We start from the raw sequence: 19,844 nt of genomic DNA, 5'->3' as shown, positions 1-19,844 counted from the left end.
GGATCGGAGGTTCTAGGGGGGCGCGGAAGGCGCTGCGGCAGCCGGGCGGGATCGGAGGTTCTAGGGGGCGCGGGAGGCGCGCGCCAGCCGGGCGGGGTCGGGCCAGTGCACGCCGTGGGCCCAGCCCGCCAGCTCGAACCAGCGGATCAGCCGGGCGCTCGGGTCGAGCTGGCCGGGGAGCACTCCGTGCCTGGCGCACGTCGGCTCCATGTGGTGCCAGTTGTGCCAGCCCTCGCCGAGGGTCAGCCACGCCACCCACGGCACGTTCGACGAGCGGTCCCGTGTCGCGAACGGGCGGGAGCCGAAGGTGTGGGCGATCGAGTTGACCGACCAGGTCACGTGGTGGACGACCGCGTAGCGCACCAGCCCGCCCCAGAACAGCGCCGTCCACGCGCCCGTCCACGACATCGACCACAGCCCGCCCACCACCGCCGGCAGCGCGAACGACAGCACGGCCACCGCGGGATACCAGGCGTCGAACCGCCGCACGTCGGGGTCGGCCAGCAGGTCGGGCACCCAGTGCCGGCGGTTCGAGCGGCGCCGGGCGGTGTAGAACCAGCCGACGTGCGCGTGCGCCATGCCGCGCAGCAGGGCCAGGCCGCTGTCGCCGTAGCGCCAGGGGGAGTGCGGGTCGCCCTCCCTGTCGGCGTACTTGTGGTGGCGCCGGTGCTCGGCCGACCACAGCGTGACAGGACCCTCGACGGCCATCCCCCCGGCCAGCATGAGCGCGATCCGCAACGGCCTGGCGCACCGGAACGCCCGGTGGGTGAAGAGCCGGTGGTAGCCGATCGCGATCCCGAAGATGCTGACCAGGTACATCGCCACCGCGATGACCACGTCGCGCGGCCCGATGCCCCAGCCCCACGCCGCCGGCACGGCGAGCGCCACGAGCGACAGGGGAAGGATCACGAGGACGACCAGATAGGCGGTGCGGCGGCCGCTGCCGACCGCGACGGTCTCCGGATTCACGCCCTCATTCATAGGATCGGGCCCGAAGGTCACGGCAGTTGCCTTTGAGTGACGGATCAGTTACCCAGGAGAGCCAAAACACTCCACAGGGTAGCCATCGGGATCGGCCGTCACGATGTGGCTACATAGCGTCATGGGCCATCTGGACAGGTACGACGACGTGCTGGCTCGCGATCCGATGGCCGCGTTCGGCCTGGTCCGTGAGTGGATGCGAACCGAGTGGCGGGAGCTGTACGCCGAGCTGAGGAGCCGGCGCCCGGTCTTCGTGACCCCCGTCTTCACGGTCGTGACCCGCTTCGCCGACGTCACCGAGGTGCTCTCCGACGAGGAGGTGTTCAGCGTCCGCTCGTTCGGGCCGCGGCTCGACGCCGCCCTCGGCGGCGCGTTCATGCTCGCCAGGGACGCCACGGCGATGAACTGGCGGGACAAGGGGCTGATGCGGTACGTGCTCGACCCCGACGACGTCGTCGAGGTGCGGGCGCTGGCGGGCCGCCTGGCCGACGAGGCGCTCGACGCGGCGGCGCCGTACGGGAAGATCGACGTGGTGCACGACCTGTTCAGGCCGGTCGCGCTCGGCGTGTGCGCGGAGTACTTCGGGTTCCCCGGCCCCGACCCGCAGACCCTGTCGCGGTGGTCGCGGACCATCATCACCGACTGCTTCGCCAACTACCTCGGCGATCCCGCCGTCCAGGCCGCCTCCGTCGAGGCGGGCAGGCAGATGATGGCCTACCTGCGCGAGCGACTCGCCGTGCGGCGGTCGGGGGCGGGGCCGTCCGGCGACGTGTTCGGCAGGCTCGCGGCCACCGATTTCGACGACGAACGGCTCGTGATCAACATGGCGGGGCTGGCGCTCGGGTTCCTGGAGAGCGCTCCCGGCGCGATGGTCGAGGCGACGGAGCAGTTGCTGCTGCGCCCCGACGTGCTGGCCGCGGCCGCGTGCGACAACGACTTCGACCGCTACGTGTGGGAGGCGTTGCGGTTCAACCCCTTCTTCAAGCTGCTTCCCAGGATCTGCGAGCGCGACCACGAACTTTCCGGGACACCGATCCCGGCCGGCACCTTCGTGCTGGCCGCCGTCGCCTCCGCGATGTTCGACGGCGACGTGCTGGCCGAGCCCGAGTCCTTCCGGCTCGACCGGCCGGGCCGGCACCAGCTCTTCTTCGGCCACGGGCACCACGCGTGCCTGGGCGTGCATCCGGCCAGGGTGGTCATCTGCGAGGCCGTACGGCGGCTGCTGCGGCGGCCCGGCGTGCAGGTGATCGAGGGCGTCTCCCGCTCGAACGGGATCTTCCCCGACCGGTTCGTCCTCGCCCTGGAGTCCTGATGACCGCCCGGACCATCGCCACCGACGGAGCCGTCAACCGGCTCAGGTTCCTCGCCCTGACCAGCGCGCGGCCGCTCTGGGACATCGTGCAGGCCGTCCAGCCCGTACGGCGGCGCGTCAACGCCACGCTGATCGACCACGCCGTCCGCGAGATGCCGCCGCGGCCCGAACCGCTCAGCACCATGGCCGACTACACCTCGTGGGCCTCACTGACCGACCGCTCCTACAGCGGCCGGCACCTGCCCCCCGTCGAGGGGGCCGAGGGCAGGCCCACCCCCGAACGCGCGGCCGACCTGTTCACCAGGGACGCCGAGATGATCCCCTGCCCCCGCTCGACGGTGCTGTTCGCCTACTTCGCCCAGTGGTTCACCGACGGCTTCCTGCGCGGCGACACCGCCACGCCCCGAGACCCCCGCAAGAACACCTCCAACCACCACATCGACCTCAACCAGCTCTACGGCCTGCACGGGGCGGCGACGGCCGCCCTGCGCACGTTCACCGGCGGCCGGCTGAAGAGCCGGCTCATCGACGGCGGCGAGTTCCCGCCCCGTCTCTGCGAGAACGGCAAGATCAAGCCGGAGTTCGCGCCGCTCAGCGTGATCCGCTTCGACGAGCTCACCGACGCCCAGCGCGACACCCTGTTCGCCACCGGCAGCGACCGCGGCAACATCCAGCTCGGCTTCACCATGCTCACCGTGCTGTTCCTGCGCGAGCACAACCGGGTGGCCGCCCTGCTGGCCGAGCACTACCCGCGATGGGACGACGAGAGGCTGTTCCAGACCACGCGCAACATCCTCATCGTGATGCTGATCAAGCTGGTGGTCGAGGAGTACATCAACCACATCACGCCCTACCACTTCCGGTTCACCCTCGACCCGCGGCTGTCGGCCCGTCTCGCCCGCGTCCCGTGGCACCGCGAGAACTGGGCCTCGGTGGAGTTCAACCTGGTCTACCGCTGGCACAGCCTGATCCCGTCCACGCTGTCGGTGGGCGGGCGCGAGCTGCCGATGGCCGAGACCCTGCTCGGCGGACCGCTGATCCCCCAGATGGGGCTCGGCAGGCTCTTCGAGGACGCCTCCCGGCAGCGGGCGGGCCGGATCAGCCTGTTCAACACCGACCCGCTCCTGCGGGAGGTGGACATCGCCAGCATCGCCGACTCGCGCTCGCTCGGCCTGGCGCCGTACAACAGCTACCGGGAGCACTGCCGCTTCCCCCGGGTGCGGCGCTTCGAGCAGGTGACGGGCGACCCGAAGGTCGCCGACGCGCTGCGGTCGCTGTACGGGGGGGTCGACGACCTCGACCTGTACGTCGGGCTGTTCGCCGAGGAGCCGGGCTCGCCCGAGGCGATACTGCCGCCGTTGCTGACGAAGATCATCGCGATCGACGCCTTCTCCCAGGCGCTGACGAACCCGCTGCTGGCGCCCCGGGTGTTCACCCCGGCGACGTTCTCGCCCCAGGGCATGCGGATCATCGCGGGCACCCGGTGCCTGGCGGACGTGGTCCGCAGGAACACCCCGGAGGACCCGCGGCCCCGCTACGTCAGCATGACCCGCCTGGACCGCCCATGACCGGCTCCACCCCGCCTCCCGGCGACCGGCCCGCCCCGGACCCGCTCCACCGCCCGCCCCGCCCCCGCCACCCGGCCCCGGGGGAGCTCCAAGGGCCGCGGCGCGCCCCGGAAGACAGACCCGTTCCGGCACGGGGCTCTCTCCCCGGCGGGGAGACCCCCGCTCCCGCACCGGGGGTAGGCCGAGGGCCGGAGGGGGAGACGCCCGCTCCCGCATCGGGAGAAGGCCGAGGGTCGGAGGGGGAGACCCTCGCTCGCGCGCCGGGCGACGGCCGAGGGGCGGAGGGCGCCCTCTCCGTGGAGGAGCTGCCTGCCGGTGCGCTCAGGGATGCCGCGTGCGGCCTCGTCGACCTGGGAATCCTCATCCGCGAGGCGGCGGCCCACGCCACCGCCGCGCTCACCGACCGCAGCATCCTCGCCGCGATCCCCCGCGCCCCCGTCGTGGGCTGCCTGACCCAGCGCGCCCTCCTCAGAACGGTCACCAACCCCGCGGGGCTCGGCTGCGCCGTCACCGGAGGCCCGCTGGCCACCCTCGCCGCGAAGGCCGGAGCGATGGCGGGCGGCGAGAGCCTCGCCGTCCGGGTGCTGGCCACCTCCCTGCGCCTGCGGATCGCCGCCGTCGCTCTCGACCATCCCGAGCTGACCACCGACCCCATGCTCGGCAGGCTCATCGCCGCCGCGGCGGACGACCGCGACCTGGAGGCGGTCCGCGCGCTGCGTGCCCTGCTCAAGGACAGGGGAGCCGCCCGCACGCTCAGCGCGCTGGCCCCCGCCTTCGGCGAGGTGCTCGCGCTGCGCGCCCTCCTCGACGAGAACCCGCTCAACGACGCCACCGCATGGCTGATCGCGACCGGCAGGGGTTATGCCACCGCCGACCCGATCACCGGTATGAGCAACCGGGCGGTCGCCGTGCTCGACACGGGGGAGGGCGCCGCCCGCCGCGTCGAGGCCGGCGTGCCGCTGCACGACCACGGATCGCTGCTCGCCTTCCTCGGCAACATCAGCGCGCTCGGCACGAAGGGCAAGGCGCTGATCCAGAGCGTCGAGGGCCCCGACGGAGTGACGCGCCACGTGATCCTCGCGCCGGGCATGCGGGCGGGCGTCCCCGACAACGACTCGCCCCAGGACCTTCTCGGCGCCTTCAGCAGCGCGGTGCTGGACAGCAGCCCCTACAGCCGTGCCCTGGCCAAGGCCGTCGCCGACTACGGCCTGCCCGAGGGCGCGCAGGTGGCGTTGATCGGCCACAGCGCCGGCGGCGCCGCGATCATGAACCTCGCCCAGAACTCCGGCTTCTGCGCCCGCCACACCGTCACCCACGCCATCGCGGTCGGTGCGCCCGTCGACTTCAAACGTCCGGCCGACCCGCGTACCTGGGTGGCCAGCGTCACCAACCAGCACGACATCATCCCGACCCTCGACGGCCAGGGCGCGGGCACCTGCTTCGACCTGCATCCCGGCTGGTACGTGGTCGACTACGCCGACCCCACCCACCTGTTCCCGCAGTGCCACAGCATCGAGCGCTACATCGCCAACCTCGCCGATGACCTGCCCGAGGCCAGGAAGGTGATCGACGAGCGGCTCACGCCGTACCGGGGAAGGGTGGTGCGCTCGCAGGCCTACCAGTTGTTCGACCGCGAGCCGTACCCCGAGGGCTTTCCGTTCCTGACCGTGCCGACCCGCGGTGAGGGTACGGCCGAGCTGCCCGTCAGGTGCCTGGAGGGCAGCGCGTGCACCGCGTACTTCGCCGCCGACGCGGTGGCGGCGGCGGAGCTGTTGCGGGGGAGCGGGTTCGGCCCGGCGGCGGGGTTCGGCGGGCGGGCGCTCGTCGCGCTGCACGTCGCGTGGAACCGGCGGACCAGCGTGGGCGCCTACCGCGAGCTCCATCTCGGGATCGTGGTGCCTGACCCGTGGCGGCACGGCTGGCACGACCTGCTGCGCGCCGCGGACCGCAGGCGTTCGGGGTGGTTCACGGTGGCCTCGGCGGTCGACCGCGCGGACGTCTCCGACGTGGCCACCCGGGTGTGGGGCCGCCGGCCGTACGAGCTGCCGCTGGCGTTCTGGCTGACGGGCAGGGCCGTGAGCGTCTCGGCGGGCGGGCTGCTCTCCCTGCGCGGAGCGCTCGGCCCCTGGCTGCCGCTCGGCGATCGCGACCTGGTCGGTTACGCGCGCGATGGCGGCACCGTGCTGCGCTCCTGCGCGCGCACCCGAGGCAGGGGCAGGGCGCATCCCGTGCCCCGGCTGCGGCTGGCCGTCGCGCCGCGGGCGCATCCGCTGGCCGACGCGCTCCGCAGGCTCGGTCTCGACGGCGCCCGTCCCCTGCTGTGCCTGACGTCCGCCGACCGCCAGACGATCGTGGACGCGGCCGTCCCCGTTCTGACCAGCTGATCTTGAGGAGCTCGATGCCGGCGGCAACCGAAGTGATCGCGGCACACGCGATGGTCCTGCAGACCGACGCCCGTGCGCTCGCCGAGTGCGCCGAACGGTTGCGGGAGATCGAGGCGAAACTGGAGGAGGCGGGAGCCGCGCCACCGTGGCTGCGCCACTCGGTGGCCGCTCACCTCGCCGCCTGCGTCGCGGCCTCCGCCGACCTGGCGGAGGCCGCGGCCTGGTTGCGCCGCTACGCGGCCGTCACGCGGCCTCGCGCACCGCACGTGCCGCGCTGAGCCCCGCCTCCGGCGCCCCGTGATCCGGGCGTGCCAGACCGGGCGGTGTCGTTGCCCGCCCGCGAAGTGGGCCCTGCCCTACCGATCGCCTCGTGCGGGCTCGACCACTGCGGTCAGGGCAGGCGGCCGACGAACGCGAGCGCCTGCCTCAGCAGCACGCCGTGCCCGCCGATCATCTCCTGCTGGACCATCGGCGAGGCCGCCTCCTCGGGAGTGAACCACACCAGGTCGAGCGCGTCCTGCCGGGGCCTGCAGTCCCCGACGACGGGGACGATGTAGGCCAGCGACACCGCGTGCTGGCGCGGGTCGTGGTACGGCGTGACGCCCGGCGTCGGGAAATACTCGGCCACCGTGAACGGCTGCGGCGACGGCGGGAGCTGCGGCAGCGCCACGGGCCCGAGGTCTTTTTCCAGGTGGCGCAGCAGCGCGTCGCGGATCCGCTCGTGGTGCAGCACCCGCCCGGAGACCAGCGCCCTGGTGACCTCGCCGTCGGCGGTGATGCGCAGCAGCAGGCCCACGTGGGTGACCACGCCGGTGTCGTCGACGCGTACCGGGACGGCGTCGACGTAGAGGATCGGCATCCGTCCCCGCATCAGCTCGAGCTCGTCCGGAGCAAGCCAGCCAGGCACGGTTTCGGTATTTTCGATCATTCGCTGATGGTACTTCCCCCTGGTGGTCCCGGTGGGCAGGGACCCGGAGTGTCAGTTCTCCCCGATGAGAGAAAGTGTGGAACGGAAGACTTCATTCTGCTATTGTTGGAACAGAACAAGCCGTTCCGTTCTGGAGGAGAGTGCCATGACCGAGATCCGCCCCTTCCGCGTCGAGGTTCCGCAGGCCGACCTGGACGACCTCCACGCGCGGCTCGCCCTGACCCGCTTCGCCGACCAGATCCCCGGATCCGGCTCGGAGTACGGCGTGAGCGTCGAGTGGGTCAGGGATATGGTCGACTACTGGCGCGGCGGCTACGACTGGCGTGCCTGGGAGGCGCGGCTGAACTCCCACCCGCAGTTCACCACCGAGATCGACGGCCAGAACATCCACTTCGTCCACGTCCGCTCGGCCAAGCAGGACGCGCTCCCGCTGATCCTCACGCACGGCTGGCCCGGCACGGTCGTCGAATACCTCGACGTGATCGAGGACCTCTCGCGTGACTTCCACCTGGTCATCCCGTCGCTGCCGGGTTTCGGCCTCTCGGGGCCGACCGCCGAGAAGGGCTGGAACAGGTACCGGACCGCCAAGGCGTGGGTCGAGCTGATGGCCAGGCTGGGCTACGAGCGCTACGGCGTGGTCGGCAACGACGGCGGCTCGCTCGTCTCGCCCGAGGTGGGCAGGCTCGCCCCCGACCGCGTGGTCGCCGTCCACGTCACGCAGATCTTCTCCTTCCCCAGCGGCGACCCCGCCGAGCTGCAGGACCTGACCGACGACGAGCAGGCGGCGCTCCAGCACCTGCAGTGGTTCTGGGAGAACATGGGCGCCTTCAACCAGCTCCAGTCGCAGTCGCCGCAGACCCTCGCGCACGCGATCGCCGACTCGCCCGCCGGTCTGCTCGGCTGGATGGGCCAGCTGATCGGCGGTCACCTGGACCGCGACTTCACGCTGACGAACATCGCGATCCACTGGTTCTACGGCACCGCGAGCTCGTCCATCCGCTTCTACTACGAGGACGCCAAGGCCGAGCACCCCACGGAGCCGACCACGGTCCCGATCGGCCTGGCGGGGTTCGCCAACGACTTCCAGTCGATCCGCCGCTTCGCCGAGCGCGACCACAAGACCATCGAGCAGTGGAACACCTACGACGTGGGCGGCCACTACGCCGCGCACGAGGTGCCCGAGGTGCTGGCGGCTGACGTCCGGGCCTTCTTCGCCGGGCGCGGCTGATCCAGCGAGGGGAAGAGGGGGCCGTGGGACGCCACGGGCCCCCTTCGCCGTCTCCGGCGAACAAGGCGAACGGCTCAGGCCGGGATCAGTTCCACGACGCCCTGGCGGCGAAGCTCTCGAAGGACGTCGGCGGGCGGCCCGTGACGCGCTCGACCACGTCGGTCGGCACCTGGTCGCCGAGCGCGCGCAGGCCGGCGAACGCCTCGATCTCCGCCTCGACCCGCTCGCGCGGCAGGCCGGCCGCCGTCATGGCCGCCAGGTACCCCTCGGCGGTGCCGACGTACCCGATCCGCCGTCCGGCGGCCGACCCGATGATCCGCAACGCCTCGGGGAACGACAGCGCACGCGGCCCCGTCACCTCGTAGGCCCGCCCGGCGTGGCCGTCCTCGACCAGGGCGGCGGTCGCGACGGCCGCGATGTCGCCGGCGTCGACGAAGGCCTGCCGCAGGTCGCCCAGCGGCAGCGCCAGCTCGCCCGCGAGCACCGCCTCCCGCATGACGCCCTCGTCGAAGTTCTGGTCGAACCACGAGGGCCGCAGGATCGTCCACTCGGCGCCGGAGCCGCGTACGGTCCGCTCGGCGGCCATGAGCCGCTCGTCGCCCATCGCCTCGATGCCGCCGCTGGACAGCAGCACGATCCGGCCGACGCCCGCCTCGACGGCCGTCGCCACGAAAGCGGGGTCGACCGGCAGCTCGTGCGGCGCCATGAGGTACATCGCCGTGGCGCCGGCCACGGCGGGCCGCCACGTACGTTCGTCGGACCAGTCGAAGCGAACCTCGCCGTGCCGGGAGGCCGCCCGCACGGGGTGGCCCGCGTCGCGGAGCAGCGCCGCGACCCTGCGTCCGGTGGAACCCGTCGCCCCCAGCACCACGATCTCTCGGTCAGCCATTCCTTCGCCCTTCCCCGCTCCCGGTCCGCCACACCGCCAATGACGTGAGGAGCATGAGGAGCGCGCCGAACCACAGGACGCCGGTGACGGCGACCGCGTCCACGACCACGCCGCCGAGCAGCGCGCCCAGCGCGATGGCCAGGTTGAACACCGAGGTGTTCAGCGCGGTGGCCGCCTCCGCGGCGTCGGGCCCGCCCTTGAAGATCCACGTCTGGACGGCCACGGGCACCCCGCCGTAGACGAGGCCCCACAGGATGAGCAGGGCCGACCCGCTCAGCGGGCTGCTCCCGAGGAGGGGGAAGAGCGCCAGGATCGCCGCGAGCGCGGCGCCGAGCGCGATGACGGTCTTCCTGACGTCGCGGGTGGCGCCGGCGCCCACGACGAACGTGCCGAGCACCCCGGCCACGCCGAAGGCGAGCAGCAGCGGGCTGACCAGGCTCTCACTGACGCCTGCGATGTCGCGCAGGATGGGGCTCACGAAGGTGAAGGCGGCGAAGTGCCCGCTCACCAGGAGGAAGGTCGAGACGACCGCGGTCCTGACCACGGGGTTGCGGAACTGCTGGGGGAGCGCGCGCAGCCGTACGGGCTCGGTGGCGGGCAGCCGGGGCACGAGCAGCCAGAGGCCCGTCACCACGATCAGCCCCAGCGCGCCCACGGCCGCGAACGCCACGCGCCAGTCGGTGAGGCCGCCGATCAGGGTGCCGGCGGGCACGCCGAGCACGTTGGCGGCCGTCGCCCCGCCGAAGGCGAGAGAGGTCGCGCGCGGCACGAAGCGGTCGGGCACCAGGCGTACGGCGATGCCGGCGGCCAGCGCCCAGAAGCCGCCGATGCTGATCCCGACGAGGAAGCGCGAGGCGAGCAGGACGGCGAAGTTCGGGGCCAGCGCGGACAGCGCGTTGGCCAGGACCATGAGGCCGAGCAGGCCGATGAGCACCACGCGGCGGTCGAGCCGGCGGATCGCCACCGGGAGAAGGGGCGCGGTGGCCGAGGCGACCAGGCCGGGCACGGTGACCATGAGGCCGGCCGTACCCTCGGAGACGCCGAGGTCGCCGCCGATGGAGGTGAGCAGGCCCACCGGGAGCTGCTCGATGGTGACGACGGAGAAGGTCCCCAGCGCGACGGCCGCGACGGCGAGCCAGGTCTTCAGCGATACGCGGTCGGCGGAGGGACCGGTGACGATCACGGGGCTTTCGGCTTCGGGGGCCACCCCGTCACGGGTCGCGGTCATGACGCCTTCCTGTTCAAGGTCTGGCCGGCCACGAGCGCGCCGAGCGCGATGCCGAAGCCGGCGATCTGCCAGCCGGTGAGGGTCTGCCCGAGCACCAGCAGGCCCGCGAGCGTGGCGACCAGCGGGTTGGTGAGACCGAGCAGGGAGACGGACGTGGGCGCGAGGCGGTCGATGCCGCGGAACCACAGGGCGTAGGCGACGGCGGTGCCGATGATGCCCAGGTAGGCGAAGCCGAGCAGGTTCTGGCCGGTGATGGCAGGGGGCAGGCCCTCGGTCACCAACGTCAGGGGGGCCAGGACCAGCCCGCCGATGCTGAGCTGCCAGCCGCTCATGACCAGAGGCGACTCCGGCTGACCCCACTTCTTGGTCAGGACGATGGCGGCACCCATGAGGGAGGTGGCCACCAGCATCGCGCCGATGCCGAGCGGGTCGAGGCGGGCCTCGGCGGTCAGGGTCAGCAGGGCCACGCCGCCGGTGCCCGCCAGAGCGGCGTACAGCACGGCGCGGGCCGGCCGCGCCCGCAGGATCACCACCGACAACAGCGCCACGACCAGCGGCTGGACCGAGCCGATCGTGGCCGCCACCCCGCCCGGCAGCCGGTAGGCGGCGAAGAACAACAGCGGGAAGAACGCGCCGAAGTTGAGCATGCCGAGCACCGCGGCCTTCCACCACCACGATCCGCTCGGCAGGCGGCGGGTGGCGGCCAGCAGGACCAGCCCCGCGGGCAGCGCCCGCAGCGTCGCGGCGAGCATCGGCCGGTCAGGCGGCAGCAGCGTCGCGGTGACGACGTACGTGGTGCCCCAGCTCACCGGGGCCAGGGCGGCCAGCGCCAGATCGCTCGACAACCCCCGCCGTGCGATCGGGACTGCTTGGATCGTGGACACGTCCATCACCTCTCATTGATAATCTCAACGTTGAGATAACATCAGCTGCGTGTGTGAACGTCAAGTCTATGAACGTTGAGATTATTTCCGTTGAGAGGACAGGGCATGAGTGACGCAGTGGACGCGGTGATCGCGCAGTGGGGCAGGGAGCGGCCTGACCTCGACGTCTGGCCCATGGGCGTCGTCGGAAGGATCTCGCGGCTGTCCAGGCTCCTCGGTCACGGGCTCAAGGAGTTCTTCGCCGAGCACGGGCTCGAGAACTTCGAGTTCGACGTGCTGGCCACACTGCGGCGCTCCGGCCCGCCGTACGAGCTGACGGCGGGAGCGCTGCTCAAGGCGGCGATGGTCACCTCGGGAGCGATCACCAACAGGATCGACAAGATGGAGGCCAAGGGGCTCGTCGAGCGCATCCGCGACAGCGACGACCGCAGGTCGGTGCGGATCAGGCTGACCCCTCGCGGGTACGCGCTCGTCGACGAGCTGATCGGGCTGCACGTCGCCAACGAGGCCCGGATGCTGGCCGCCCTCGCCCCCGAGCAGCGCGAGCAACTGTGCGGGCTGCTGCGCGTGGTGCTCGAGTCGATGGGCGACACCTCGATCGACTGATCGCGGGGAGGGTCAAGGACCGGGACGCCGGGGGGAGAGCGGTCCGCCGGACGGTCGTGGAGCGGACAGAGCCTTGCCCGTTGAGAACCGAACGGGCAAGGCTGCCGTCCCTTCGGTGGACAAGAAAAAAATAACCTATCTCACTGCTCGATTCCACGGTCATTCGTGGCGCGCCACAAGTATCTCTGAAAGAGTCAACCATTCGCTTTCCCGCGCCCAGCGGAAGATCGAGCACGCCTCCCGGAAGCGTCAAGACGGCACAGGAACCCGCATTCTTTCGACAATTCTCCACCGGCCGGCGACAAAAGCACCGAGTGTCGCGTGGATGGTTGGGGAGAGCAATCGTCGCGAGGTGGATCGAATGGTCAGGACCTGGGTGGCGGCGCGGGCCTGCTGCTTTCCGGCTGCCTGGGCTGCGGATACGGCGAGCGGGAAGCCGGTGAGCGGGAAGCCGGTGAGCGGGAAGCCGGCGACCGGGCGACGAATGCGGTGCCGCTCATGCCGGGCATGCCGTATTCGCGGGGCGGTGGCGGAACGGACGGGCCCGGATCGGAAAAGGCGCGGCGACATGCGGATTCCGGCCACGCGCACGCGGGCATCGCCGTCGACGGGGAGAGGATCGTGCTTGCGCCGGCGACCGGGCGGGGTTCGTGACCTACGCGCCGCTGGTCAGGCGGGGAAACATGGGAGCGGTCCGCCCCGCAGAGGGGTCTCCGGCGACGTCTGAGGTCGCGACCAGATAACCGGAGAACCCACGCGGGACGGACTCGCTGACAACCTTTTCAGGTGATGGCGAATCGCTGCGGAGCGTTGTCCACCATTCCTGGACTTCCTGGACTGCCTGGGGCCCGCCCAGGAGTGTGCCGTCGGGAAACGGCGGAACCAGCCTCGTGCCCTGCTGGGCGCGATGGGCGGCCCGCTCCGAGAAGCGGACCGCACAGCTGACACTCGAAAGAACTGCGTCATAAGGGGGGAGTGCAATTCGTTTCAATGGGACGGATAGTGTCAGAACAATCTCGCGTCCAACGAGCGCCGGACTAGTCCTCGCAGTTCTCCTGCTCGGCGATCGCGAGGATGGCGACCTGGGTGTTGTTCAGGTTCAGGACGTTGCCCAGGATGCCGCCGATGAGACCGCCGGTGGCGTTGTTGACCTGCGAGCACTCAAGCTCCTTGTCCTTCTCCGGCTTGGTGTAGTCGGCGTGCGCGACGCTCGAGCCGGCGAAGACGGTGCTGGCGATCGCGGCACCAATGAGAATGCGACGAAGCATGTTTGTGTCCTCCGTTGAGATGGCCTGCGGATTACCGCTGCCGTCAGTTGTTTCTGGCAGAGCACCAAAGCGCTCGGCAATCATAATGGGCTATTCGATGCTGGCTTTCAAGCAGAGTCTCGTCCTCCGCGGACCAAGGGTCAGTATTCTTTCGGTAGCCTCAGGGGCACTTGACTGGAACATTCCTTGCCTTCTTTCGAGAAAAGGCAGTTGTTTGTTTGGCCTCTCTTGGGCAGCGGAAAGCGGGTCACAGAGGAGAGCGTCGCCGGCCTGCTGACCTCCTTCTGGTGTCGCGTTGACTGCGCGAGTCTCGCAAAAACCCTGTGCGCGCAGGGAATCGGCGGAATCCTGCCGGGAACCGGGCGATAGTCGCCAGGACGGACACTCCGCCATCTCCCTTGGCAAAGGAGTCGTTCGAGTGGATAGAACTCCGCCTCCCCAGGGGCTCCCGCGCGAATCCTCCACGCGAAACCCCCGAAGTACCCCAAGCCGTCGCAGGGATAAGTCCAGAAAGTGAGACTGCGGGACTAATAGCGTGTTTTCGGGGGTATGTCGGTCTTTCTTTTTGAGTATCGAGTCTTGGACGTCATATGGGGAGCGGGCACGCCTGAGCCGTCCATGTGCCGGGTAGATCGCCGCTACTCAGGTCTGTCACGAAGTTCGCTGCTTCGCAGGCCCTGGATGACACGAAACGGACAAAAATGACGATACAGACCGGCCTTCCGCAATGGCGCGGAAGTGTTCGCAAGCTGACGCTGGCCACCCTCACCATGGGTGCCCTCCTCCTGCCCTCCGCTCAGGCGTGGGGTGCGTCGAGCGCTGTTCTCGCCGGAACCCAGACCGCAGCCGTGCAGGCGACCGTCTCCTGGGAGACGTTCGGGCGTTGCTGCTCCCGTCACCGCGGTCATCGCCACTGCAAATGCCCTGCCGGGGCCCGCGGTCCGCAGGGGCCCAGGGGTCCGAAGGGCGACAGGGGGCCACAGGGCCTCAGGGGCCCGAAGGGCGACAAGGGCGACAGGGGTCCTGCCGGGCCAGGCAGCAGCGTGGCTGCCGCCTTCGTCAAGCGCGCCAAGTTCGTCGCGACGGTGACCCCGGACGGCAGGACACTGGTCCGTGACCCGCGCACCACGCCCACCTGGCACGACCTGTCAACGGTGGAGAACTACCCCGGCAACGTCGTCGGCGTCTCCCTGGCGAACACCGGTCCCGACCTCGACGTCGTCGTGCGGAACGCCGATGGCAGGATCGCGCACGCCGTCTGCACGGTGTGGCCCGAGCCCGGTGACGATGACGACGACACCCCGGCGTGGCCGGACAACTGCGAGGCGTTCTGGGACCTGACGCCGCCGAACTAACCGTCACGCTCTCGCCCGGCCAGGGCACATGAGAGCCGGCCACCGCATGATCACCCGAGATCATGCGGTGGCCGTCCCCTTGCGCGGAGACCTGTGCCGCCGGAAGCGCGCAGACCGGCGCCCCATGCGCGCGGGCGTGCCGCCAGGTGCGGAGACCCGCGCCGCCAGATCCGGAGGCGGGCCGCCAGGCGTGCGGCGTGCGTCTGGATGCCTAGATGAAGGTGCGGGCGGTCCAGAGCTCGGGGAAGACCGTGCGCGCCATGCTCCGCTCCAGCCAGACCAGTCCGGCCGACCCGCCGCTTCCCGCCTTGGCCCCCATCGAGCGCCGTACGGCCTGCAGATGCTGGTACCGCCAGTCGCCGAAGCCCTCGGCCACGTCCGCCAGCGCCTCGCCGAGCATGCGCAGGTGGTTGCCCGGCGTGGTGTCGCCGTAGATCGACACCCAGGCGTCGACCACGCCCTCGCCGCCGGTGACCAGGCCGCGGCGCTCCAGCAGCGCGGTCACCTCGTCCCACAGCGACGGCGCCTCCAGGCTTTCCACCAGCTCGGCGTGGACCTCGGGCTGGCGCCGGAACGGCCGGATCACCGACTCGGTCTTGAGCCCCAGCGTGAACTCCAGGTGCCGGTACATCGCCGACTGGAAACCCGACCCCTCGCCCAGCAGGTCGCGGAACTGGTTGAACTCCGAGGGGGTCATCCAGCGCAGCCCTCGCCACGCCGCGTTGAGCCCGTCGAGGTGCAGCGCGGCCCTGCGCAGCGGCGCGAGCGCGTTCCACACGTCGTCGTCGCGCAGCAGGCGTTGCGCGTCGCGCAGCTCGTAGCGGATCAGCCCGAAGTAGAGCTCCATGATCTGGCTGATCATCAGGAAGGACATCTCGCCCGGGTCGTCGCTCAGTGTCCGCTGCAGCGTGTGCAGCGTGCTGGCGCGGACATACCGGTCGTACGGCACGCCACGGTCGAACTCGAGTGTGGGAGCGCCGCCGTTGGCCTCGGCTCTCTCGTCCCGTTGGACAGCGGTCATCGGCATGACTTCCATGCGGCTCATCCTGCCCGGCCGACCGTGAGGTTGGAATGCCGATCGAACGGTCCTTAGACTGTTTGCCCACACATCCATGGCGGATTCGCCCTTCTCACCTTCGGAAGTGAAAGTGGACGACCTGGACTGGTTGTTGTTGCGTGAACTGCAGGCCGACGCGCGGCTGTCCTTCAGCGAGCTGTCCCGCCGCGTGCACCTGTCGCCGCCCGCGGTCGCCGAGCGCGTGCGCAAGCTGGAGGAGTCGGGCGTCATCGGCGGCTACCGCGCCTACGTCGACCCCCGGCGGACGGGGCGCAGCGTGGTCGCGCTGGTCACCATGTCCTGCTACGGGCCTGGCTGCGTGCTGCGCCACCCGGAGGCGCTCGACTCGGCCGACATCTTCGAGGTGCACCGGGTGACCGGCGGGGCGTGCTGCGTGCTGAGGGTGGCGGTGCCCACGATGGAGGACTTCGAGTCGCTGATCGACCGGCTCGCCGCCTACGGCACGCCGTCCAGCTCGATGGTGCTGTCCAGCCCCGTGCCGTGGCGGGCCACGGCACCTTGACCAGGGGTGCAAGTGATCGTCAAGCTACCTTTTCTATCGTCTGTCCATGATCAGACGTTGGTTAACACTTGCTGCCTTCACGCTCTCCGTGCTCCTTTTCGCGGTGAACGCGACCGTCATGGACGCGATCGATGAACCGATCGCCTTCGCCTACGGCATCACCCCGTCCGCCGCCGGGTGGGCGGCGGATGCCTATCTTTTCGCTCTCGTGGGGGTGCTGATCCCGGTGAAGGCGCGCAGGAGCGTGTTCGTCTCCGCGGTCGCGGTGTTCGGCGTGGCCTCGATCGTGGCGTCCTTCGCGACCGAGGCCACCGCGCTGGTGGGCGGGCGAGCCGTCCAGGGGCTGGCCGCCGCGGTGGCGATCAGGGCCGGGTTCGTGCTCCTGGTCGCCGCCTTCCAGGGCGCCAGGGTGTGGCCCCTGGTCGTGGCCGTGTCGGCGGCGATCATCGTGGGCTACGTCGGCGGGCCCGTGTGGGGCGGCTACGTCGCCGAGATGTTCTCGTGCAGGTGGGTCTTCCTGGCTGACGTCCTGCCGGCCGTGGTGGTCGCGGCGTTGTTCGTCGGAGCGCCGAAGGCGGACACGGCCGGCGCTACTCGGCCGCGGCACGCTCCCTGAGCGGCCGGCGGCGCCGTGCGGCGTCGGCCAGGGAGATCGGCCGCCAGGCGCCGTCGGGCTGGTAGAGGTTGGTGCCCGGCGGCACGATCTCGTCGATCCGGTCCAGGGTCTCGTCGTCGAGGACGAGCGAGGCCCCCTTCAGCAGCTCGTCCAGCTGGCGGACGGTCCGCGGCCCGATGATCACCGAGGTGACGGCGGGGTGCGCCACCGTGAACGCCACGGCGAGCTCGGGAAGCGAGCAGCCGACGCTCGACGCGACCTCGATCAGCCGCTCCACCGCCTCGTACTTGGCGGCGTTCTGCGGCAGGGAGGGGTCGAAGCGGGCGGGCGTGAGCGCGGGACGCCCGGTGGTCAGGTCGACGCTCCTGCCCTTGCGGTAGGCGCCCGACAGGAAACCGGAGGCGAGCGGGCTCCAGGTGAGGACGCCCATACCGTACCGCAGGCAGACGGGCAGCACCGACGCCTCGATCCCGCGGGCGAGCAGCGAGTACGGCGGCTGCTCGGTCCTGAAGCGGTGCAGGGCGCGGCGCTCGGAGACGTGATGCGCCTCGACGATCTCCTCGGCGGGGAACGTCGAGCAGCCGAACGCGCGGATCTTGCCCTGGCGGACGAGGTCGGTCAGCGCGGACAGCGTCTCCTCGACGTCGGTGGTGTGGTCGGGCCGGTGGACCTGGTACAGGTCGATCCAGTCGGTCCGCAGGCGGCGCAGGCTCTCCTCGACCTCCTTGACGATCCAGCGCCGGGAGTTGCCGCCCCTGTTGGGGCCCGCGCCCATCGGGAAGTGCACCTTGGTGGCGAGCACCACGTCGTCGCGCCGGCCCTTCAGGGCCTTGCCCACGATCACCTCGGACTCGCCCGCGGAGTACATGTCCGCGGTGTCGACGAAGTTCACGCCCTGGTCGAGCGCGGCGTGGACGATGCGGGCGCAGTCGTCGTGGTCGGGATTGCCGACCGCGCCGAACATCATGGTCCCGAGGCAGTGGACGCTCACCTGCATGCCGGTGCCGCCCAGGGTTCGGTAACGCACGCTTACTATCCTTCGTTCGGCGGAAACCCGATGATCCGGACGACGACACCCTAAGAGATGGAGTGGGCCCATGCGTTTCGGTCTCAAGGTCAACCCGGGCACCTGGCAGGAAGCCGGCCTATGGGCGCGGATCGCCGAGGAGTCGGGCTTCCACAGCCTGTGGACGGGCGACAACCTGCTCAACTCGCGCGACGCCGCCACACCCGTCCACGACGGGCCTACGATCATCGCCGCGTGGGCGGCCACCACGACGCGGATCAGGGTCGGCCTGCTGATCGCCAACATGGCCTACCGGCGGCCGACCGTGCTGGCCAAGCAGGCGGTGAGCATCGACCACGTGGCGGCCGGGCGCTTCGAGCTCGGCATCGGCTCCGGCCTGTGGCCCGCCGACCACGCCATGGCCGGGGTGCCGTTCTGGAACCCGGGGGAGCGGGCCGAGCGCCTGCGGGAGTTCGTCGGCGTGGTCGACCGGCTGCTGTCGGGCGACACCCGCGACCACGAGGGCCCGCACTACCCCTACTCCGGCGCGGCGATGTCGCCCGCGCCGGTCCAGCCGCGCATCCCGCTCATCGTCGCCGCCAACGGCCCGAAGGGGCTCGCCGTGGTGGCCGACCACGCCGACGCGTGGGTGACCTTCACCGGAGCCTCCGCCGAGGAGGAGTTCCATGAGGCGTCGGTCAAGCGGTCCCGCACCCTTGACCGGCTCTGCGGCGAGCGCGGCCGGCAGCCGGGGGAGGTGCGCAGGATCCTGCTCGCGTACGGCTCGCTCACGCCGTGGGCCTCCGCCGACGCCTTCGCCAGGATGGTGGAGCGCTACCAGGCGATCGGCTTCGACGAGATCGTCTGCTACGCGCCCAAGCCCGAGGAGCGCGCGGTGTTCGACAAGGTCGTCAGCCGCTTCGCCTAGAACGCGGCGTCATCGTCCGGCCGGTGGAGCTGCCAGAAGTCCTCCAGGTTCTGCCGGTAGAAGAGCAGGTCGCTCTCCAGCTGCTGCCTGGTGAACCGCTCGGGGTTCGCCTCGTGCAGCGCCCTGCCCATGGGGGTCCAGCACGCCTCGGCGGGTACGGCGTCGGCCCCGGGCGGCAGGAACTTCAGCGCCTCGGCGATCGCGTCGGCCGCGAACTGCCAACCGGCGGCGACGTTCTCGAACTGCTCGTCGTCGTCGGGGTTCGCGGTGAACGACAGACTCTCGCTGAGGGTACGGCGCGCGTAGGTGCCGGCGACGAACACCCACTGACCCGGGTCGATCAGCTCGGAGCGCCCTTCGCCGAAGGTCAGCTCGTCGAGCCTGGCCGTGGCCTCACCTTGGTACGGCACCTCCACCTCGACGCCGTCGAGCCGTAGGGTCCAGCTCTCCTCGCCCTCGGTCAGCGTCGCCCGCTCCGCCGCGTTCCCTCCGACCTCCCGGGCCGCCAGATCGAGGTAGAGGTAGCCCTCCACCAGCGAGCGGGCCAGGCCGAGCTCAGGCATAGTCGGTCACCAGGTCTCTGTAGGTGTCTCTGACGACCTGCAACCTGTCGACGGTGAACCTGCCGGGCTCGGCCGCGCGTACCTTCAGGCCACGTTCGGACCAGAACGCCGAGTCGGGCACCTCCTCGGCCCCCGGCTCGACGAACTTCAGCACCTCGGCGACGGACGCGGCGGCGATCGACAGGGTCCTGCGCGCCTCGGCCCGGTCGTCCACGGGCACGTTGCCGGCCGTCAGATCGGCCACCCACATCCACTCGCCGGCGTCGAGGAGCTGAGAGGGCTCGGGGCCGCCGAAGGTGGGATAGCCCTCGGGCATCACGGGCTGTGGCGGCAGGCCGAACAGGAACTCCCGTTCGGCGCCGCACTCCTCGCAGGTGCCCGTGTAGCGGCTGGCCAGCTCACCCTCGACGGTCACCACGCTGGTGGCCCACGTCGTCTCGACCGAACCGCACTTTTGGCACGGGTGCAGGTCGAGGTAGAGATGCGCCTCGTCTCTCGTGCGCGCTACCGCGAATGGCAT

Annotated in this window: 21 protein-coding genes; 11 read left to right on the top strand and 10 right to left on the bottom strand. The window is 70.8% G+C overall.

Annotation, left to right across the window (positions count from 1 at the left end):
• Positions 1–60: 60 nt before the first annotated feature.
• A complete protein-coding gene (locus ACWDLG_RS19990; protein ID WP_449921903.1) occupies positions 61–981 on the bottom strand; it encodes an acyl-CoA desaturase in 921 nt (306 codons plus the stop codon).
• A gap of 121 nt (positions 982–1,102) precedes the next feature.
• Here ACWDLG_RS19990 and ACWDLG_RS19985 point away from each other — a divergent pair, with 121 nt between their 5' ends.
• From ACWDLG_RS19985 to ACWDLG_RS19970, 4 genes are all read left to right on the top strand, one after another.
• Positions 1,103–2,293 (top strand): cytochrome P450, encoded by a 1,191-nt coding sequence (locus ACWDLG_RS19985; RefSeq protein ID WP_449921901.1) that lies wholly within the window; start codon positions 1,103–1,105, stop codon positions 2,291–2,293.
• Complete coding sequence (locus tag ACWDLG_RS19980; RefSeq protein ID WP_449921900.1) at positions 2,293–3,861, top strand: peroxidase family protein; 1,569 nt, start codon at positions 2,293–2,295, stop codon at positions 3,859–3,861. The genes ACWDLG_RS19985 and ACWDLG_RS19980 overlap by 1 nt, the downstream gene beginning before the upstream one ends.
• 296 nt (positions 3,862–4,157) lie before the next feature.
• The gene (locus tag ACWDLG_RS19975; protein ID WP_449921898.1) at positions 4,158–6,245 is read left to right on the top strand and encodes a hypothetical protein; all 2,088 of its coding nucleotides are present in this window, start codon (positions 4,158–4,160) and stop codon (positions 6,243–6,245) included.
• Between the two features lie 14 nt (positions 6,246–6,259).
• Complete coding sequence (locus tag ACWDLG_RS19970; protein WP_354915599.1) at positions 6,260–6,523, top strand: hypothetical protein; 264 nt, start codon at positions 6,260–6,262, stop codon at positions 6,521–6,523.
• Between the two features lie 113 nt (positions 6,524–6,636).
• On the opposite strand, the gene ACWDLG_RS19965 is transcribed toward ACWDLG_RS19970, so the two are convergent.
• Entirely contained in the window at positions 6,637–7,173 is a 537-nt protein-coding gene (locus ACWDLG_RS19965; protein ID WP_354915602.1) for an NUDIX hydrolase family protein, read from the bottom strand.
• 145 nt (positions 7,174–7,318) lie between these two features.
• Between ACWDLG_RS19965 and ACWDLG_RS19960 the strand changes: the two genes are divergently transcribed.
• Positions 7,319–8,401: an epoxide hydrolase family protein gene (locus tag ACWDLG_RS19960; RefSeq protein WP_449921897.1), complete on the top strand. Its 1,083-nt coding sequence runs from the start codon at positions 7,319–7,321 to the stop codon at positions 8,399–8,401.
• A gap of 85 nt (positions 8,402–8,486) precedes the next feature.
• Here the strand turns inward: ACWDLG_RS19960 and ACWDLG_RS19955 are convergent, their stop codons facing one another.
• The 3 genes from ACWDLG_RS19955 to ACWDLG_RS19945 are packed head-to-tail and all read right to left on the bottom strand — an operon-like array spanning position 8,487 to position 11,408.
• The gene (locus ACWDLG_RS19955; RefSeq protein ID WP_449921895.1) at positions 8,487–9,290 is read right to left on the bottom strand and encodes an NAD(P)H-binding protein; all 804 of its coding nucleotides are present in this window, start codon (positions 9,288–9,290) and stop codon (positions 8,487–8,489) included.
• Positions 9,283–10,518, bottom strand: a complete 1,236-nt coding sequence (locus tag ACWDLG_RS19950; RefSeq protein WP_449921893.1) for an MFS transporter — start codon at positions 10,516–10,518, stop codon at positions 9,283–9,285. Before ACWDLG_RS19950 ends, ACWDLG_RS19955 begins: the two co-directional genes overlap by 8 nt.
• A complete protein-coding gene (locus tag ACWDLG_RS19945; protein ID WP_449921892.1) occupies positions 10,515–11,408 on the bottom strand; it encodes an EamA family transporter in 894 nt (297 codons plus the stop codon). Before ACWDLG_RS19945 ends, ACWDLG_RS19950 begins: the two co-directional genes overlap by 4 nt.
• A 99-nt stretch (positions 11,409–11,507) precedes the next feature.
• On the opposite strand from ACWDLG_RS19945, the gene ACWDLG_RS19940 reads away from it, so the two are divergent.
• Positions 11,508–12,008: a MarR family winged helix-turn-helix transcriptional regulator gene (locus tag ACWDLG_RS19940; RefSeq protein ID WP_354915617.1), complete on the top strand. Its 501-nt coding sequence runs from the start codon at positions 11,508–11,510 to the stop codon at positions 12,006–12,008.
• A gap of 321 nt (positions 12,009–12,329) precedes the next feature.
• Positions 12,330–12,662 (top strand): hypothetical protein, encoded by a 333-nt coding sequence (locus ACWDLG_RS19935; protein ID WP_449921890.1) that lies wholly within the window; start codon positions 12,330–12,332, stop codon positions 12,660–12,662.
• Between the two features lie 383 nt (positions 12,663–13,045).
• Here ACWDLG_RS19935 and ACWDLG_RS19930 read toward each other — a convergent pair whose 3' ends face one another.
• Positions 13,046–13,276: a hypothetical protein gene (locus tag ACWDLG_RS19930; RefSeq protein ID WP_354915620.1), complete on the bottom strand. Its 231-nt coding sequence runs from the start codon at positions 13,274–13,276 to the stop codon at positions 13,046–13,048.
• Positions 13,277–14,319: 1,043 nt separating this feature from the next.
• Between ACWDLG_RS19930 and ACWDLG_RS19925 the strand changes: the two genes are divergently transcribed.
• A complete protein-coding gene (locus ACWDLG_RS19925) occupies positions 14,320–14,631 on the top strand; it encodes a hypothetical protein (protein WP_449921888.1) in 312 nt (103 codons plus the stop codon).
• Positions 14,632–14,842: 211 nt separating this feature from the next.
• Here the strand turns inward: ACWDLG_RS19925 and ACWDLG_RS19920 are convergent, their stop codons facing one another.
• Positions 14,843–15,667, bottom strand: coding sequence for a tryptophan 2,3-dioxygenase (locus tag ACWDLG_RS19920; RefSeq protein WP_449921887.1), 825 nt, complete (start codon positions 15,665–15,667; stop codon positions 14,843–14,845).
• Between the two features lie 112 nt (positions 15,668–15,779).
• Here ACWDLG_RS19920 and ACWDLG_RS19915 point away from each other — a divergent pair, with 112 nt between their 5' ends.
• Positions 15,780–16,211, top strand: coding sequence for an Lrp/AsnC family transcriptional regulator (locus tag ACWDLG_RS19915; protein WP_354915941.1), 432 nt, complete (start codon positions 15,780–15,782; stop codon positions 16,209–16,211).
• A 46-nt stretch (positions 16,212–16,257) separates the two neighbouring features.
• Positions 16,258–16,827 (top strand): MFS transporter, encoded by a 570-nt coding sequence (locus ACWDLG_RS19910; protein WP_449921885.1) that lies wholly within the window; start codon positions 16,258–16,260, stop codon positions 16,825–16,827.
• On the opposite strand, the gene ACWDLG_RS19905 is transcribed toward ACWDLG_RS19910, so the two are convergent.
• A complete protein-coding gene (locus tag ACWDLG_RS19905) occupies positions 16,802–17,854 on the bottom strand; it encodes an aldo/keto reductase (RefSeq protein WP_449921884.1) in 1,053 nt (350 codons plus the stop codon). The two genes, ACWDLG_RS19910 and ACWDLG_RS19905, sit on opposite strands and share 26 nt — an antisense overlap.
• Before the next feature lie 70 nt (positions 17,855–17,924).
• Between ACWDLG_RS19905 and ACWDLG_RS19900 the strand changes: the two genes are divergently transcribed.
• The gene (locus ACWDLG_RS19900; protein ID WP_449921882.1) at positions 17,925–18,761 is read left to right on the top strand and encodes an LLM class flavin-dependent oxidoreductase; all 837 of its coding nucleotides are present in this window, start codon (positions 17,925–17,927) and stop codon (positions 18,759–18,761) included.
• Here the strand turns inward: ACWDLG_RS19900 and ACWDLG_RS19895 are convergent.
• Positions 18,758–19,324, bottom strand: a complete 567-nt coding sequence (locus ACWDLG_RS19895) for a hypothetical protein (RefSeq protein WP_449921880.1) — start codon at positions 19,322–19,324, stop codon at positions 18,758–18,760. The genes ACWDLG_RS19900 and ACWDLG_RS19895 overlap by 4 nt on opposite strands.
• On the bottom strand, positions 19,317–19,844 hold the full coding sequence (locus ACWDLG_RS19890; RefSeq protein ID WP_354915638.1) for a hypothetical protein: 528 nt from the start codon (positions 19,842–19,844) through the stop codon (positions 19,317–19,319). The genes ACWDLG_RS19895 and ACWDLG_RS19890 overlap by 8 nt, the downstream gene beginning before the upstream one ends.

The organism is Nonomuraea sp. NPDC003727 (assembly GCF_053586935.1).
The sequence above is the reverse complement of the archived record's forward strand: the minus strand, read 5'-3'. Positions and strand labels throughout refer to the sequence as shown.